The 16094-nt window shown below is 62.9% G+C and carries 13 protein-coding genes; 8 read left to right on the top strand and 5 right to left on the bottom strand.

Annotated features, from left to right (window positions below):
* Position 1 precedes the first annotated feature (1 nt).
* The 4 genes from UB48_RS04405 (at position 2) to UB48_RS04390 (ending at position 2645) form a co-directional block, all read left to right on the top strand.
* A complete protein-coding gene (locus UB48_RS04405; RefSeq protein ID WP_045194367.1) occupies positions 2–412 on the top strand; it encodes a hypothetical protein in 411 nt (136 codons plus the stop codon).
* A 43-nt stretch (positions 413–455) separates the two neighbouring features.
* Complete coding sequence (locus tag UB48_RS27040; protein ID WP_052676473.1) at positions 456–893, top strand: hypothetical protein; 438 nt, start codon at positions 456–458, stop codon at positions 891–893.
* A 30-nt stretch (positions 894–923) separates the two neighbouring features.
* Positions 924–1796 (top strand): hypothetical protein, encoded by an 873-nt coding sequence (locus UB48_RS27035; RefSeq protein ID WP_052676472.1) that lies wholly within the window; start codon positions 924–926, stop codon positions 1794–1796.
* Between the two features lie 96 nt (positions 1797–1892).
* Positions 1893–2645, top strand: a complete 753-nt coding sequence (locus UB48_RS04390; RefSeq protein WP_045194365.1) for a sulfite exporter TauE/SafE family protein — start codon at positions 1893–1895, stop codon at positions 2643–2645.
* A gap of 3 nt (positions 2646–2648) precedes the next feature.
* Here UB48_RS04390 and UB48_RS04385 read toward each other — a convergent pair whose 3' ends face one another.
* Positions 2649–3986: a ferric reductase-like transmembrane domain-containing protein gene (locus UB48_RS04385; RefSeq protein WP_045194363.1), complete on the bottom strand. Its 1338-nt coding sequence runs from the start codon at positions 3984–3986 to the stop codon at positions 2649–2651.
* 293 nt (positions 3987–4279) lie between these two features.
* On the opposite strand from UB48_RS04385, the gene UB48_RS28155 reads away from it, so the two are divergent.
* Positions 4280–4612 carry a hypothetical protein gene (locus UB48_RS28155; protein ID WP_082075390.1) on the top strand — a complete coding sequence of 111 codons (333 nt, stop codon included), beginning with the start codon at positions 4280–4282 and terminating at the stop codon, positions 4610–4612.
* 276 nt (positions 4613–4888) lie between these two features.
* Here UB48_RS28155 and UB48_RS04380 read toward each other — a convergent pair whose 3' ends face one another.
* The 3 genes from UB48_RS04380 to UB48_RS04370 all read right to left on the bottom strand — a co-directional run bounded on the left by UB48_RS04380 (position 4889) and on the right by UB48_RS04370 (position 10169).
* Positions 4889–7015, bottom strand: coding sequence for a methyl-accepting chemotaxis protein (locus tag UB48_RS04380; RefSeq protein WP_045194361.1), 2127 nt, complete (start codon positions 7013–7015; stop codon positions 4889–4891).
* Positions 7016–7090: 75 nt separating this feature from the next.
* On the bottom strand, positions 7091–8479 hold the full coding sequence (locus UB48_RS04375; protein WP_045194359.1) for an APC family permease: 1389 nt from the start codon (positions 8477–8479) through the stop codon (positions 7091–7093).
* Between the two features lie 271 nt (positions 8480–8750).
* Positions 8751–10169: a PLP-dependent aminotransferase family protein gene (locus tag UB48_RS04370; RefSeq protein WP_045194357.1), complete on the bottom strand. Its 1419-nt coding sequence runs from the start codon at positions 10167–10169 to the stop codon at positions 8751–8753.
* Positions 10170–10614: 445 nt separating this feature from the next.
* On the opposite strand from UB48_RS04370, the gene UB48_RS04365 reads away from it, so the two are divergent.
* On the top strand, positions 10615–12033 hold the full coding sequence (locus UB48_RS04365) for an amino acid permease (protein WP_045194356.1): 1419 nt from the start codon (positions 10615–10617) through the stop codon (positions 12031–12033).
* Between the two features lie 50 nt (positions 12034–12083).
* Here the strand turns inward: UB48_RS04365 and UB48_RS04360 are convergent, their stop codons facing one another.
* Complete coding sequence (locus UB48_RS04360; protein WP_082075389.1) at positions 12084–12995, bottom strand: LysR family transcriptional regulator; 912 nt, start codon at positions 12993–12995, stop codon at positions 12084–12086.
* Positions 12996–13073: 78 nt separating this feature from the next.
* On the opposite strand from UB48_RS04360, the gene UB48_RS04355 reads away from it, so the two are divergent.
* On the top strand, positions 13074–14312 hold the full coding sequence (locus tag UB48_RS04355) for a 3-hydroxyacyl-CoA dehydrogenase (RefSeq protein ID WP_045194353.1): 1239 nt from the start codon (positions 13074–13076) through the stop codon (positions 14310–14312).
* Entirely contained in the window at positions 14309–16072 is a 1764-nt protein-coding gene (locus UB48_RS04350) for an acyl-CoA dehydrogenase C-terminal domain-containing protein (RefSeq protein WP_045194351.1), read from the top strand. The genes UB48_RS04355 and UB48_RS04350 overlap by 4 nt, the downstream gene beginning before the upstream one ends.
* The last annotated feature ends 22 nt before the right edge of the window (positions 16073–16094 follow it).

Below are 16094 nucleotides of genomic sequence, written 5' to 3'. Positions count from 1 at the left end.
GATGAGCATGGCTTCGCGGTTTTCACAGCGCTACTTCCCCGTCTATGCCGCAGCATTGATGCTGAGCTGTTTTTCCTTCTCACTGGCGATAGCACTCGCGAGCCTGCTTCATTTCAAGACCCATCCCGACTTACCCGAGTACATCATTTCTTCACTCGTGGTCTGCTCTTTGCTGCTGAGCGTGGGCAACATGCTTCAGCTTCGAGGGCGGCGCTCCGGCATATGGCTTGTCGTCATGGTGCTTGGCGCGTGCATGCTACTAACCCTTTCCACCTATGGCCCCCGCACGCCCATGCCACTTTTTACCCTGGCGCTGTTGGCACCTTTGCTGGCTCTGCTTTTGTTCAACAGCGAACGACACCGCGAGATGCGACGGCGGTTGATGAGGTTGCGGCAGAGGGAGAACCGATGAAGGGACGAGTTCGTTTAGCAGGTCTGGCAAGGAGAGCGACCCTGTGCTAGATCTAGCGCAATTGCCGGCCTTCATACGGCGCTACTACCCCACGCTGTGGTCCGGATTTTTCCTAGCAGTCATATCTCTCACCAGCGCATCCATACGCGCAGGTGAGACCCTCTTCGTAGGCAACCCCGCCGAGCCGGGATACATCGTCGCTTTTATCATGCTGGGCTCATTCACCCTCGGCATCGGCCAATTCGCTGTAATACGCGGCTACTCATCCGGAAACCGTGCAGTAGTCGGGCTGTTGCTCGTTTGTCTGATTGCCGGCGTGCTGACCTATCCCTTTGCTCACGATGCACTCCTGGCAGTGGCTTCAGTAATTGCCCCCTTGTTGGCGCTGTTGGCGTATAACAGCCGCCGTTATCGAGAAATGAGCAAAACCCTGTCGGATATCCGGCGCAATCACTTCAAGCCTGTGTCTGGCAAACGATAAAATCGAACCCTCACCCTCAAAGGTTCACGGATGAATCACCAAGAACAAATCAACGCGTGCCTGCGCCGCAATTTTCCGCTGCTGACCTTGAGCTGGTTGCTGTCCGTTGCTTCCCTCATGAGCCTGATGCTGGTGATTAACGGCGCACACTCTCTGAGCGCCATGAGTTCATCCGACATCTTGCGCGGCGTGAAGAATGGCGTGGTTATCCCGACCCTGCTGCACCTCTTGCTGGTGTGGGGGAGCACGCGGTTGATCTGGTGGTTGGTGGCACTGCTGGTGTGCTGCTTGCTGGTCGCTTTGGGAATGTATGCCCAGCGTCCACCTGGGCTGGTTTATTACCTGGCGCTTTTCTGTCCCCTGGCTGGCCTGCTGGTGTTCAACAGCCAGGGCTATCGGCGGCTATATGCAAGGTTTGTCGAGATCAGCAAGGCTCCGCGGGCCAAGCGCTTGCCGGGGCAGCCTGTGGATGTGTTGCGGTATCCGGGGATGGCGGCGTTCTTGGGGCGTTACATGGGCCGCTCCTGCGCCGCGTTTTTCTTGACCATGGCCTCTATTGCGCTGGCAACGGTGCAGCTGGAGTACGCCTACTTTGCCGGGCATCTCGAGAACATGGGGTATGTGCTGATTGTGATTTTGCTCGGGGCGGCGGTGTGTGGCGTAGGCGCTGGTCTGATCGCTAACGGTTTTGCCTGGGGGGTATGGTGTCTCGTTGCGGTTGCGGTGACGAGTCTGCTGATGGCCATCGCCAGTTTGGGAGCCGGTCTCCATCTGTTTTTTTCCGCGACGTCGATTGCACTGCCCTCGGTGGCGCTGGTTTTGTTGAACAGTCATCACCATCGGCAGTTTTGTAAGCGTTTTGCGGTGGTGCGGTGGTTGCGGTTGCGTAAGGCTGGTAAGTGATCTGGCGGCCTTATCGCGGGGCAAGCCCGCTCCCACTGTAATAGCATGTGTGCCAGTTCTGATTCTCCGTCACCACGAAAAGGACGCCACCGCCTCATGGACCCTCTTTACCTGATCGCCCTCGGCGCCATGGTCGCCGGCTTTGTCCAGGGCCTGTCGGGCTTTGCCTTCGGCATGGTCGCGATGTCGTTCTGGGCCTGGAGCCTGGAGCCGCAGGTGGCGGCGGTGTCGACGGTGTTCGGCGGGCTGACCGGGCAGTTGATTGCGGCGTTCAGCATGCGCCGGGGCTTTCGCTGGGGATTGTTGTGGCCGTTTGTGCTGGGCGGGCTGGCGGGCATTCCCATGGGGGTGTGGGTGTTGCCTTACCTGGATATGCTCTGGTTCAAGGCGGTGTTCGGCACCTTGCTGGTGCTCTGGTGCCCGTTGATGTTGGCCGCACCGCGCTTGCCGCGGTTGCGCGGCGGGCGTCTGGCAGACGGGGTGGTGGGGATGGCGGGCGGGGCGCTGGGCGGCATCGGTGGTTTTACCGGTACGGTGCCGACGCTGTGGTGCACGCTGCGCGGCTTTGATCGCGACGCGCAGCGAGCGGTAATCCAGAACTTCAATCTGTCGATGTTGATGGTGACCATGCTCACGTACCTGGGCACTGGCCTGGTGACCTCGTCGATGCTGCCGATGTTCGCGGTGGTGGCGCCGGCGATGCTGCTGCCGACGCTGATCGGTACGCGGGTGTACATCGGCATCAGCGAGGTGACCTTCCGCCGGGTGGTGCTGGGCCTGTTGACCCTGTCCGGGGTGGCGATGCTGGTGGCGGCCGTGCCCGGGTTGCTGGCGCGCCACGTGCTCTGATCGTCAGCGCATCTGGAACAATTCCTGATGGAAGTCTTTCGGCTTCAGCCCATGGGCCACCAGGTCGTCACGCAGGGCCTGGCCAAAGTCGGCAGGGCCGCAGTACCAGAAGCTCGCCTGCTGCCAGTCGGCAACTTCCTGGCGCAGGCGTTCGCCATTGAGCCGGCCATCCTGGCCCGACACCAACACATGCAAGCGCACGCCGGCCGCGGCCGCGTCGGCGCGCAAGTTGTCGATGGCGTCGGCTGCATACACGCCGCACGGATGGAACAGGTCGATACTGTGTTGCCGGTCCGGCTCCAGCGCCAGTTGCTTGAGCCGGGCCACGAAGGGGGTGATGCCAATGCCGGCGCCGATCCAGACCTGCCGGGGCTTTTGGTCTTCGAAGGTGAAGCAGCCGTAGGGGCCTTCTACCGTCACCGGGTCGCCTTCTTTCAGCCGCGTTGGCAGTCGGCGGGTGTGGTCGCCCAGGCCTTTGGTGATAAAGCGCAGTTGCGCCGCTTGCGGGTCCCAGGCCGAGGCGATGGTGTACGGGTGCGGCCCCTCCGACTCGGACGAGGTCACAAAAGCAAACTGGCCAGCCTGGTGCCCGGGCCAGCCCGCTTGCAGGGCGATGTGAGTTTCCAGCAGGTTCGCCTGCGGGTAGTGGATCAGGGTCTGGATCTGACCCTGGACCTTGCGCTGCTTGCCGATGCGCTTGAACAGTGCCTGGAGCGCTGCCAGCGTGCCGCCGACCAGCAGCAGTGCGGTGACGATGCCGATGGGTTGCAGCCAGTAGTCGAACTTGAGCAGCACCACGGTGTGGAACACCAGCACCAGATAGAGCGCCGCCAGCACTGTGTGGGTCTTGGCAAACCAGTGGTACGGGAAGCGCTTGACCAGGGCCAGGATGATCAGCACGCCGATGGTGTAGAACGCCCATTCCCCCAGGGTTTCGGCCAGGCCGCGCTGGCTGCGCAGCGCCTGCTCGATCGCGCCGAGTTCCGGCGCCGCGCCGCCGCCCTTGGCCGGCTTGACCAGCCAGCCCCAGCCAACCGCCCACTTGGTGCCCTTGGCCCAGACCCAATGCACGCTGGCGAATACCAGGGTGCTGATGCCGAGCCATTTGTGCAGCCGGTACATCTTGTCGAGCCCGCCCAGCAGCGGTTCCGGGCGGCGCGGGCGCACGGCCAGCATCATCGCCACGCTCATGGCGGCGATGGCGATGACGCCGGTGTATTGCACCAGCACTGAACGTAGCGAGAAGTAAGTCAGTGGGGTGGGCACAAAGGTATCTGCCAGTGCCCATAGCAGGGTCAAGCCGATGAACAACGTCCACAACACTATCTTGATGCGCTTCAACTCTACTCTCCACCGTGAATGGTGTAGACATTCTCGGCATTAACCGGGCAGTTGCGGGCATCTGTTGATAGGTTAACTGGTTAAATATTGATATAGATCAATCAGTTAGCGATTAAGGTGAGATTTTTCACTGGACTTTGCTGTGAACGTTACTCATTACGCCTTTAGCGGATCGCCACCGGGTTGATAGTCGACGGGGACAATCAGCTTTGCCCTGGGAGCACGGATGGCCGGGTTTTGCTGAGCTATGGCAACGCTGATAGCATTCGGCCATATTCTTCGGAGGGAATGCTGTGGCACGTTGTTTTTACGGGCGGCTAGGGTTGGCCCTGGTACTGGTGTTGGCGGCGTCCACGGCGTTGGCGGGTAACACGCCTTGCTCCGGGCGCAAGGGTGGGATTGCTGGATGTGATGGCGATCTGTTTTTGTGTAATGACGGGTCGATCAGTGCGTCGAAACGCAGTTGCACGGCGTATAGGGGCGGCAGTGCTGCGCGGCCTTCGCTGCAGCCGTTGCGCGGGGCGAGTGAGGGCTGTGGTTGTGGGACCGGAAGCTTCTGCACGGGGCCGCGGGGTGGGGTGTATTGCCTGACGCCCAGTGGCAAGAAGAGTTATCGGCGGCGGTGAGAGGGGTGCATTGGCTGCTGGCCTCATCGCTGGCAAGCCAGCTCCCACAGGTCCGGCGTACACAAATCAACCTGTGGGAGCCGGACTTGCCGGCGATCGAGCGCGCAGCGGTCGCAATCCAGGCAGCGCCGAATATGCTGGCTGTACTGGCCTCATCGCTGGCAAGCCAGCTCCCACAGGTCCGGCGTACACAAATCAACTGTGGGAGCCGGACTTGCCGGCGATCGAGCGCGCAGCGGTCGCAATCCAGGCAACGCCGGCTCCCACAGGAGAGCGCTACACCCGGAACATCTGCATCAACCCCTGCTGATGATTGGCCAGGCGGTTCAGCGCCTGGCTGATCTGCGCCGATTCTTGCGCCTGCCCCGACAGCGACTCGGTCACATCGCGAATCCCCGCTACGTTGCGGTTCACTTCTTCGGCCACCGCGCTTTGCTCCTCGGCCGCCGAGGCGATCTGCAGGTTCATGTCGGTGATCACCGTCACCGCTTCGCCAATTCGCTGCAGTGCCGGTAGCGCCTGTTCGGCCTGGGCGACGCTGTCCTGGGCCTGGCGGTGGCTGCTGTGCATGGTGTCGACCACTTCGCGGGTGCCTTGTTGCAGGCCTTCGATCACCACGCGGATTTCGTCCACCGAGTCCTGGGTGCGTTTGGCCAGGTTGCGCACCTCATCGGCCACTACCGCAAAGCCGCGCCCGGCCTCGCCAGCACGGGCCGCTTCGATGGCGGCGTTGAGGGCCAGCAGGTTGGTCTGCTCGGCGATGGCGCGGATCACTTCCAGCACCGAGCCGATCTGCTCGCTGCGGCTGGCCAGTTGCTGGACTTCTTGCATGCCGGCGGTCATTTCATTGGCCAGGCGTTCGATCGCCTGGGTGGTGTTGCGGATCATGCTCAGGCCTTCGCGGCTGGCAAGGTCGGCGCCGCGCGCAGCTTCGGCGGCTTGCGCGGCGTTGCGGGCGACATCCTGGGCGGTGGCGCTCATTTCCTGGGAGGCGGTGGCCACCTGGTCGACTTCGCGGTATTGCTGCTGCATGCCGGCGCTGGTCTGGCTGGCAATCGCCGCCGATTGGTCGGCGGTGCTGCGCGCGTCCTGCACCGAGGCTTTGACGTCGGCAATCACCGGTTGCAGCTTGTCGAGAAAGCGGTTGAACCAGTGGGTCAATTCGCCGAGTTCGTCCTTGTTGGCGTAGTCCAGGCGCCGGGTCAGGTCGCCTTCGCCGCTGGCGATGTCCTTGAGCATCGCCGCCACACTTAAAATCGGCCGGGTCACGCCACGGGCGGTCAGCCAGATCACCACCAGGCCCACCAAGGCCGCGGCCAGGGCCATCAGCAGGCTTCTGAGGTTAGCGCTGCTGTTGTGCGCGTCCAGGCGCGCGTTGAGTTCAATCGCCGGCGCTTGCAGCACCTGTTCGGGCACTTCCAGCAGCACGCTCCACGGTTGTGCGCCGGGCACCGGGGCGAACGACTGGCTGACCTGCAGCACGCCGTTATCGCTGAACTCAGCCGCCTTGCCGGCGCGCATCTGCGCGGCCACGGCGCTGGCGTGCTGGCCGAACACTTGCTCGAATTTCTTGCTTAGCTGCGCGGCATCGCGGCTATGCCCGGCGAGCAAACCGGCGGGGCTGACGATGCTGACCTGGCCGTTGCCGTCGAACAGCTCCTTGCGCCCGTCCAGGCTCAGTTGCTGCAGGTTGTCGAGGCTGATGTCCAGGCCCATGACGCCGACGATCTTGCCGTCCTGCTTGAGCGGGAAGGCGATGCTGGTCATCAATGGCGTACGGTCGCCGACGCTGTCGAAGTACGGATCGACTACACAGGCTTCACCGGTTTCCAGCGGGCAGGTGAGCCAGCGGTTGTAGGCCGAGCCGTTGGCCGACAGGCTGGTGTCGGCAAGCATCGACTCGGGCATGGCTTCAGACTCCAGCTCGCCGGGCTTGGGCTGCGACCAGTACAGCGAGAAGCGTCCGTTCTCGTTGCTGCCGACCGCGGCCTGATCGCTGAAGGCGCTGTCCTTGCCGTCCAGGGCGTTGGGCAGGAACACCAGGTACAGGCCGAGCAGGTCGGGGTTCTTGCCCAAGGCCTTGCGGGTCTGTTCGGTCAGGTCGTGGCGCAGGTTGTCGTTGCCCTGGGCCTTCAAGAACATCACCAGTTGCGCGACGCCATCGCCATACAGGTACGCATCGCGAAAGTAACGCTGGATATTCGCTGCCTGCAGCTGGGCCGAGGTGTGCAGGCGCAGCCGTGCGTTGTGGTCGAGCATCTGCGTGTTGGCAGTGTTGACCAGCGCGGCGCTGCGGCTCGACTGCATCAGCGTGGCCGCCATCAGCACCACCACGATGGCCAGCAGGCACAGGCCGGCGAGCAAAGTGATCTTCCATTGAATCAGCAGGCGGCGCAGCAGCATGAGGGCGTCCTTGTTCTGTCGGGTTGTTGAATGCACAAAGCCCGTCAGTATCGACGGGCTGTTTCCTACGGGCAGTTACTCGGCAATGAAGCTGGGCGGTGCGACCCTGAAGGCTTTGGTCAGGTACGCCAGGTACAACACCCCCAGCGTCGCCCACACCCCGCCGAACAGCAGCGAGTGGCTGTCCAGGTCCAGCCAGAGGATGGCGATGATACAAAAGCCGATGGTCGGCACCACCAGGTACTTGAGCTTGTCCAGCCAGGTCTTGTTGCAGCCTTCGCGCAGGTAGCAGTGCACGATCACCGAGAGGTTGACGAAGCTGAAGGCCACCAGCGCGCCGAAGTTGATCACCGAGGTGGCGGTCACCAGGTCGAAGAAGATCGCCGACAGCGAGATCAGCCCGACGATGGCGATGTTGATCACCGGGGTTTTCCATTTACCGTGCAGGCGGCCGAAGTAGCGCCGCGGGATGACGTTGTCGCGGCCCATGACGTACAACAGGCGCGACACGCTGGCTTGCGAAGCCAGGCCCGAGGCCAGGGTATTGATGAAGGTGCAGCAGATGAAGATCGACTGGAACAGCTTGCCGCCGACATACAGGGCGATTTCCGGCAGGGCCGCTTCGTGGTCCTGGAACCGGTCCATGGTCGGGAAAAACGCCTGGATGTAGTAGGACACGACGATGAACACCAGGCCGCCGATCAAGGCAATCAGGAAGATCGCCCGTGGGATGACTTTCTGCGCGTTCTCGGTTTCTTCCGACAGGGTGGTCACCGCATCGAAACCCAGGAACGAAAAGCAGAGGATGGTGGCGCCGGCGACCAGGGCGTTGAAGTGCGTGCCTTGATCGGCAAATGGCAGCAGGCTCCACGAAGTGCCGAGGCCTTCGCCGCTGTGCAGGCCGCGTAGGGTGAGGTAGATGAACACGCCGATGATCAGCGCCTGGATGGCGACGAACAAGGTGTTGAAGTTGGCCACCAGGTTGATGCTGCGCATGTTGATCAGGCTCATCACCGTGACGAAGCCCACCACCCAGACCCAGGCCGGCACCTCGGGGAACATCACCGACAGGTAGAGCTTGGCCAGCAGGGCGTTGACCATCGGCAGTAGCAGGTAATCGAGCAGCGACGACCAGCCGACCAGAAAGCCCACGTGTGGGTTGATTGCCCGGCGCGTGTAGGTATAGGCCGAACCAGACTCGGGAAAGCGCCGAACCAGCACGCCATAACTGACCGCGGTGAAGAGGATGCCCAGCAGCGCCAGCACGTAGGCGCTGGGCACATGCCCATTGGTGATGCCGGAGACGATGCCGAAGGTATCGAACACGGTCATCGGGGCGATGTAGGCCAGGCCAATGATGACCACCTGCCAGAGTTTCAGGGTCTTTTTGAAGTGTGCGTCCGCTGCGGAGTCGAGAACCGTTCCTGTGTTCTGCTGGTGTGCTGCACGCGAAGAGACTGGCATGGATGGCGCTTGCCCGTAGGGTTTGAAATTATTTTTATGAAGGTGAGGCAGGGAGGGAAAATAAGAAGAGTGACAGAGGTGTGTCAATTAAATTTTTACAAGAAATTTCTGGTTGGTACGGTGCGGGGTTCGAAAAAGCGATCTGTGTGGCTCTATGGCGGGGTTTTTGGGTAAGAGTGCGTGTTGAATAAAATAGACGCTGAGCTTTGTGTTTTTCAAAGTAATCGATTTATATCGATTACCTTGTCGCCATCGCGGGGCAAGCCCGCTCCTACTGACGCCGCCCATGCTTGACCAGCAACTTCTCAAGCTTCTCCCACAACGCCGCCTCGGTACTGAACGCGACGTTGAAGCGCATCCACCCGGTCGCTTGTGAGTCGACCATGAACAACTGCCCGGGGCCGAGCATGATGCCTTGCTCCAGGGCGTCGTCGACCAGCGCCGCGCTGTCGGCGATGGCCGGGTGGCGGGTCCACAGGTACATGCCTTCATCGCCTTCGATAAAGCGCTCGAAACCCAGCCGCGTGAGCTGTTCGCTGACCTGCTGCTGCGCATCGGCCAGGCGCTGGCGCAGGCGTTTGAGGTGCTTACGCCAGCGGCCGTCGGTGATGGCCGCGTACACCACCCGTTCCATCACCTGCGAGGTGGTCAGGCCCGAACGCATTTTCAGTTGCAGCAGTTGCTGCATCAGTTCGGGGTTGGCCAGCATGAAACCGACCCGCACATTCGGCGAGATGCTCTTCGAGTAACTGCCGACGTACACCACCTGCTGCAGGTGATCGAGGCTGGTCAGGCACGGCAGCGGCTCGTTGATCATGTCGGCGTAGAGGTTGTTTTCCACCAGGCGAAAGCCGTGGCGCGCAGCCAGTTGCAGCAGGCGGTGCAGTTGCGCCAGCGGCGTGCGCGAGGCGGTCGGGCTGTGCAGGTGCGGCTGGGTGAAGAACACCGTCGGCCGGTGGTGTTCGAGCAGCCGTTCGAGGTGGTCGAGGTCGTAGCCGTTGGGCGTGCGCGGTACGCCCAGAAGGGTCGCGCCCTGAAAGCGCAAAATGCTCATCAGGTTGGGGTAGCCGGGGTCGTCCACCAGCACCACGTCGCCCGGGCGCACCAGGGTGCGCACGGCCAGGTCCAGGGCCTGGCTGGCGCCGTGGGTGAGCATCAGCTGGTTGGGGTTGGCGACGATGCGCAGGTCCTGTTGCAGGTTCTGCGCGGTGAGGGTGCGCAGTTCCAGCAGGCCCATGGGGTCGCCGTAACCGCTCAGTTCCAGCACGCTGCTGGCAACCTGGCGCATGCCCCGGCGCAGGCCGTCTTCGAACATCCAGTCGTTGGGCAGCCAGCCGCAGCCGGGCTTGAACGCAAGCTGGCGGCTTTCGAAGATTTGCTGCAGGTACCACTCGGAGTTGAATTCCGGCTTGCCCGGCGCCGGCTCACTGGCCTGGCTTTCGATCAGCTCGACGGCCGAGCGGTTGACGAAGAACCCGGCATTGCCGCGGCTGACCAGCAAACCCTGGGCGACCAGGCGGTCGTAGGCTTCGACCACGGTGAATGTGCTGACCGAATAGGTGGCGGCGAAGGCCCGGATCGAGGGCACCTTGGCACCGGGTTTGAGGGTCTGGTTCTCGATCAACTCCCGCAGCCCGTTGATGATCTGGTTGACCAGCGGGGGCGATGCGTCGGGTCGTAATTCAAGCATGGGGAAGCTGTGCCTTCAGGTGTGCGTAACGCCGGGCGCCTGCAGGAAAACGCGGTGTACTGCATCGGCGGCCTGTACAGTGCAGTGGATTTTTCATCGCGCTGTGCATGGCTCTATGTGTCGGACATTTTTACATTAGGGGTCTGTTATCGCTAGCTAAAGCACGTTGAAGCAGTATGAATAATCACAATGACACACATGCTTTCACCCTTGGGCATCGCCCAACCGCTCCTTGCGCACAGGTGGCACTGACCCGCCATCGCGCCATTGCACCGTTCAATCCGACCAGAGGTAATCCGCTGGCCCTGTGAGCAGCGTCGCCGACCCATGACTTGGGCCGGGCGATTGCGGCTGCCCGCACCTTTACCGATTCGAATGGGTGAGACCGCTGTAGCAGGCGGTGTCACGAGTTTCCTTGCATAAAAAGAACACGAGGTAGCTACTGATGGACGCAACATCCACATCCACTTCCACAGCGAAGGTGGAGCACGAGAGCAAGCTCAGCGCTTCGCTCAAGTCTCGCCACCTGACCATGATGTCGATCGCCGGGGTTATCGGCGGGGCATTGTTCGTCGGCTCCGGCAGTGTGATACACAGCGCTGGCCCCGCGGCCATCCTGGCCTACCTGGCCGGCGGCATCCTGGTGGTGCTGATCATGCGCATGCTCGGTGAAATGGCGACTTCATCGCCCGACACCGGCTCGTTCTCCACCTACGCCGAGCGCGCCATCGGCCGCTGGGCGGGCTTTACCATCGGCTGGTTGTACTGGTGGTTCTGGGTGATTTTGATGGCCTGGGAAGCCTACGTCGCCGGCAAGATTCTGCACGGCTGGTTCCCGTCGATCAGCGTCAACGTGTTCGTCCTGGCCACCACCCTGGTGCTGATCAGCGTCAACTTCTTCAACGTCAAGCACTACGGCGAGTTCGAGTTCTGGTTCGCCTTGATAAAGGTGGTGGCGATCATCTGTTTCCTGGTGGTCTGCGGGTTGGCGGTAGTCAACCTGTGGCCCACCGGTGAAGTCCACGGCCTGAGCAACCTCACCGCCCAAGGCTTCATGCCCAACGGCATGGAGGCGGTGGTGGTGGCCATGCTCGGGGTGATGTTCGCCTTCCTCGGCGCCGAAATCGTCACCATTGCTGCCGCCGAGTCGAAGAACCCGTCCGAGCAGATCGTCAAGGCGACCAACTCGGTGGTCTGGCGGGTGTGCCTGTTCTACGTCGGCTCGATCTTCCTGATCGTCGCCCTGGTGCCGTGGAACGACCCGCTGATGGGCACCTCGGGCTACGGCTCGTACCGTCGTACCCTGGAGCTGCTGGGTATTCCGGGTGCGGAATTTGTGATGAACTTCGTGGTGCTGACTTCGGTAAGCAGCTGCCTGATCTCGGCGCACTACACCGCCTCGCGCATGCTGTTCTCGCTGTCGACCCGTGGTGATGCGCCGTCGTTCTTCAAGATCACCCGTGCCGGTACCGGCGTGCCGGTGTTCTCGATCATCGGCTCGTGCTCGGTGGCGGTGTTCGTGGCCCTGATCAACTTCAGCGAAACCCTGCGCCCGAAAGACGTGCTCGATGTGCTGATGAACACCACCGGCATGATCGCCTTGCTGGTGTACCTGGTGATCGCCTTCTCGCAACTGAAGATGCGCCGCAAGCTCGAAGCCGAGGGCAAGCCGATCCGTCTGAAAATGTGGCTGTTCCCGTGGCTGACCTACCTGGTGATCGTGTTCATCATCGGCTGCCTGGTAACCATGGCCTTTGTCCCGGACTACCAGGTGCTGGTGTTCTCCACCGGTGCGGCGGCGATTGTCGTGGCCCTGATGGGCGCGGTATTGCACGTGCGGGCGGCGAAAAAAGCGCTGTCCTGAAGCACCCGATCGCGGGTCTTGTGGGAGCTGGCTTGCCAGCGATGAGGCCCTCAAACCACCCGCAAAATCTCCCCCACCAGCCAGCCCAGCGCGCGGTCCTGCCCGCGCTGGGCCAGGTGCACCAGCTCAAGCTCGAACGCCTCCAGCGCAAACGGCAAGTCATGCAGCTGCAACGGCAGCAGCGTGGCGAAGTGACGTGCCAGTTGCGTCGGCAGCACCACGCACAAGTCCGACGCCGCCACCAGGTGCGCCGCCTGCAGGTAGTTGGGCGTGGTGTAGACGATCTGCCGCGCCAGGCCTTGTTCCCCCAGCCATTGATCGACCATGCCGCGGGTCTGGCCGCCATGCACCCAGAGGTGGCGCAGACGCAGGAAGGTGTCTAGATCCAGTGCGCCGTTCACCAGCGGATGATCCTGGCGCAGGGCAATCTGCAAGGTCTCGTTGCGCCAGTGATGACGGGCAAAGCGCGCCGGAATTTCATCGAAGCGCCCCAGCACCAGGTCCAGCTGGCCACGGTCGAGGGCATCCACCGGCAGGCTCGGCGCCAGCGGGGCGATGTCCAGGCGCAGGTTTGGCGCGCGCTCCTGCAGGCGGCGCAGCAGGCCGGGCATGCACAGCTGTTCGACGAAGTCGGTCATGGCAATGCGAAAGGTCTGCCGGCTCAGGTGCGGGTCGAAGCTTTCACCGACATTCAGCGTTTGCTCGATCTGCTGCAGCGCCGAGCGGATCGGGCCTTCCAGGGCCAGGGCCTTGGGCGTCGGTTGCATGCGCCGGCCGATGCGCACCAGCAGCGGGTCGTCGAGCAGTTCGCGCAGGCGCGCCAGGGCGTTGCTCACCGTCGGCTGGCTGAGGGCCAGGCGCTCGGCGGCGCGCGAAACGTTCTGCTCGCGCAGCAGCACGTCGAGGATGCGCAGCAGGTTGAGGTCGAAGGTGGATATATTCATATTGCAAATATCACACATATGAAAATGAAATTTCTCAAATAGTAGGCAGCTGCTTAGGGTGTCGGCAATCCTTCTTTTCGACTTAGGGGTGCCGGTGTGAGCAACGACTTCGATGTGCAGCAGGCCGCAGTGATAGGGGCGGGGACCATGGGCCGGGGGATTGTCATCAGCCTGGCCAGTGCCGGCATTCCGGTGTTGTGGCTCGATGCCAGCGCGCAGATGGTCAGCGCCGGCCTGAAGATGGCTGCCGACACCTGGGCCCATCAGGTGGTCAAGGGCCGTATCAGCCAGGCGCAGGCCGAACAGAACCTGGCGCGCATTCGGCCGGTGGACGACTACGCAGCGCTGGCCGATGTCGACCTGGTGATCGAGGCGGTGTACGAGAACCTCGAGCTCAAGCAGGAAATCTTCCGCACCCTGGACCGTACCCTCAAGCCCGGCGCGATCCTCGCCAGCAACACCTCGGCGCTGGATATCGACGCCATTGCCGCCGTCACCCAGCGCCCGCAGCAGGTACTGGGCCTGCACTTTTTCAGCCCTGCGCACATCATGAAGCTGCTGGAAATCGTTCGCGGCCAGCACACCTCGGCGGCCGTGCTCGAGCAGGCCAAAATCTTGGGCCAGCGCCTGGGCAAGATCGCCGTGGTGGCTGGCAACTGCCGCGGCTTTATCGGCAACCGCATGCTTAAAACCTATGCCGACGAGGCGCGCAAGATGCTCCTCGAAGGCGCGCTGCCCCAGCAGGTCGATGGCGCCTTGCAGGCGTTCGGTTTTGCCATGGGCCCGTTTCGCATGTACGACGTGGTGGGTGTCGACCTTGAATGGCGCGCGCGCCAATTGGCCGGGCAGGGCATGGACAGCCCGCTGGTGCAGGTCGATAACGCCCTGTGCGAGCTCGGCCGCTTCGGCCAGAAGGCCGGCCGGGGTTACTACCAGTACGCCGAGGGCAGCCGCGAGGCCGAGCACGACCCAGAGGTCGATGCCCTGATCGAGCGTGTTTCTGCCGGCCTGGGCTATCGCCGCCGGCTGATCAGCGCCCCGGAAATCGTCGAGCGCAGCCTGCTGGCGCTGGTCAACGAAGGGGCGAAGATCCTCGAAGAGAACATTGCCGCCAACAGCCACGACATCGATCGGGTCTACCTCAATGGCTACGGCTTCCCGGCCGCGGTTGGCGGGCCGATGCGCTGGGCTGACAGCCAGGGCCTGGCGTCGATCCAGGAACGTCTGGAGCGCCTGCAGCGCATGCTGGGTGAACATTGGCGGCCAGCGCCGCTGATTGCCCGCTTGGTCGCCGCCGGCAAAGACTTTGCTGTTGTCCAGGAGGGCCGGGCATGAGCTATCAGGCACCGCTGCGCGATATGCGGTTCGTGCTGCACGAGCTGTTCGATGTCAGTGGCCATTGCCAGCAACTGGGCAACGGCCTGGACCGCGAGACCATCGATGGCGTGCTCGAAGAGGGCGCCCGTTTTGCCGCCGAAGTGGTCGCACCGCTGAACCGCAACAGCGACGAGCAGGGTTGTCGGTTGCACGACGGTCAGGTGACCACGCCCGATGGCTTTCGCCAGGCCTATAAACGCTACGTCGAGCAGGGCTGGGCGAGCATGACCGGGCCGCTGGATTTCGGCGGCCAGGGTTTTCCGCAGATGGTTTCGGCCAGTTTTCACGAGATGCTGATGGCCGCGTCGCTGTCGTTTCGCATCTACTCCGGGCTCACCGAAGGCACGGTGCTGGCGCTGGATCGCCATGGCAGCGCCGCGCTCAAGCAACGCTACCTGGCGCAACTGGTCAGCGGTGAATGGACCGGCACTATGTGCCTTACCGAGCCCCAGGCCGGCACCGACCTGGCCCTATTACGTACCCGCGCCATGCCCCAGGCCGACGGCAGCTACCAGCTCAGTGGCAGCAAGATTTTCATCAGCGGCGGCGAGCAGGACCTGAGCGCCAACATCATCCACCTGGTGCTGGCGCGTTTGCCCGACGCACCGCCCGGGGTCAAGGGCATCAGCCTGTTCCTGGTGCCCAAGCGGCTGGTCAACGCCGACGGCACCCTCGGCGCGCGCAACGCTTTGAGTTGCGGCGCGCTGGAACACAAGATGGGCATCAAGGGCGCTTCCACCTGTGTGATGAACTTCGACGGCGCCAGCGGCTGGCTGGTGGGCGAGGCCAACCAGGGCCTGGCCTGCATGTTCACCATGATGAACGACGCACGCTTTCAGGTCGGCCTGCAGGGCCTGGGCATTGCCGAGGCGGCGTTCCAGGGGGGGCTGGTGTATGCCCGCGAGCGCTTGCAGTCGCGGGCCATCAGCGGCGCCAAGGCGCCGAACAAAGCCGCCGACCCGATCATCGTCCACCCCGATGTGCGGCGCATGCTGCTGACCCAGAAGACCCTCAGCGAAGGCTGTCGCATGCTCGCCGCCTACACCGCGCGCCAGCTCGATCTTGAACACCATTGCAGCGCTGCAAAACGCCGCGCCGCCTTGCTGATCCCGATCGTCAAAGCCTTCTTCACCGACTGCGGCCAGGAAGTCGCCAGCCTCGGCGTGCAGCTCTACGGCGGGCATGGCTTTATCCGCGAGTGGGGCATGGAGCAGTTGATGCGCGACAGCCGCATCACCCAGCTGTACGAGGGCACCAACGGCATCCAGGCCCTGGACCTGGTTCGGCGCAAGCTGCTTGGCGATGGCGGCAGTGAGCTCAATGCGCTGATCGATGAGCTGGCAACGCAGGTAAACCAGGCTACCCGTCAGGCGCAGATGGCCGAGCGGGTAGGGCAGTGCCTGCAGCAGTGGCGGGCGCTGGGCGAGTCGGTGTTGCAGGCCTGCCGCCACGACCCGGAAGAGATCGGCGCGGTGTCGGTGGATTTTCTCGCCTACTCGGCCTATGTGTTGTTGGCGGCCTTGTGGCTGCAAGCGGCAGAGCGCGCCAGCGCGGCCCTGGCGGCCGGCAGCAGCGAGGCGGCGTTCTACCAGGCCAAGCTGCAGGCGGCGGACTTTTACCTGCGCAGAGTTTTGCCCCGTGCTGGCGCCCATCGCGAAGCCTTGCTGGCCGGTGCTGGTTGCCTGATGAGCCTGCCGGAGGCCGATTTCGCTTTCTGATTTACCTGCGGGCATCACAACA

It is taken from the genome of Pseudomonas sp. 2(2015), assembly GCF_000955865.1.
GTDB lineage: Bacteria > Pseudomonadota > Gammaproteobacteria > Pseudomonadales > Pseudomonadaceae > Aquipseudomonas.
This window is presented reverse-complemented; position numbering and strand designations above follow the sequence as displayed.

Bases quoted from the DNA above. Each gene is read 5' to 3' on its own strand.
- UB48_RS04370 (WP_045194357.1), bottom strand. From the start codon at position 10,169: ATGCTTGAATTACGACCCGACGCATCGCCCCCGCTGGTCAACCAGATC.
- UB48_RS04405 (WP_045194367.1), top strand. From the start codon at position 2: ATGAGCATGGCTTCGCGGTTTTCACAGCGCTACTTCCCCGTCTATGCC.
- UB48_RS04360 (WP_082075389.1), bottom strand. From the start codon at position 12,995: ATGTGTGATATTTGCAATATGAATATATCCACCTTCGACCTCAACCTG.
- UB48_RS04350 (WP_045194351.1), top strand. From the start codon at position 14,309: ATGAGCTATCAGGCACCGCTGCGCGATATGCGGTTCGTGCTGCACGAG.
- UB48_RS04375 (WP_045194359.1), bottom strand. From the start codon at position 8,479: ATGCCAGTCTCTTCGCGTGCAGCACACCAGCAGAACACAGGAACGGTT.
- UB48_RS27035 (WP_052676472.1), top strand. From the start codon at position 924: ATGAATCACCAAGAACAAATCAACGCGTGCCTGCGCCGCAATTTTCCG.
- UB48_RS04365 (WP_045194356.1), top strand. From the start codon at position 10,615: ATGGACGCAACATCCACATCCACTTCCACAGCGAAGGTGGAGCACGAG.
- UB48_RS04380 (WP_045194361.1), bottom strand. From the start codon at position 7,015: ATGCTGCTGCGCCGCCTGCTGATTCAATGGAAGATCACTTTGCTCGCC.
- UB48_RS04390 (WP_045194365.1), top strand. From the start codon at position 1,893: ATGGACCCTCTTTACCTGATCGCCCTCGGCGCCATGGTCGCCGGCTTT.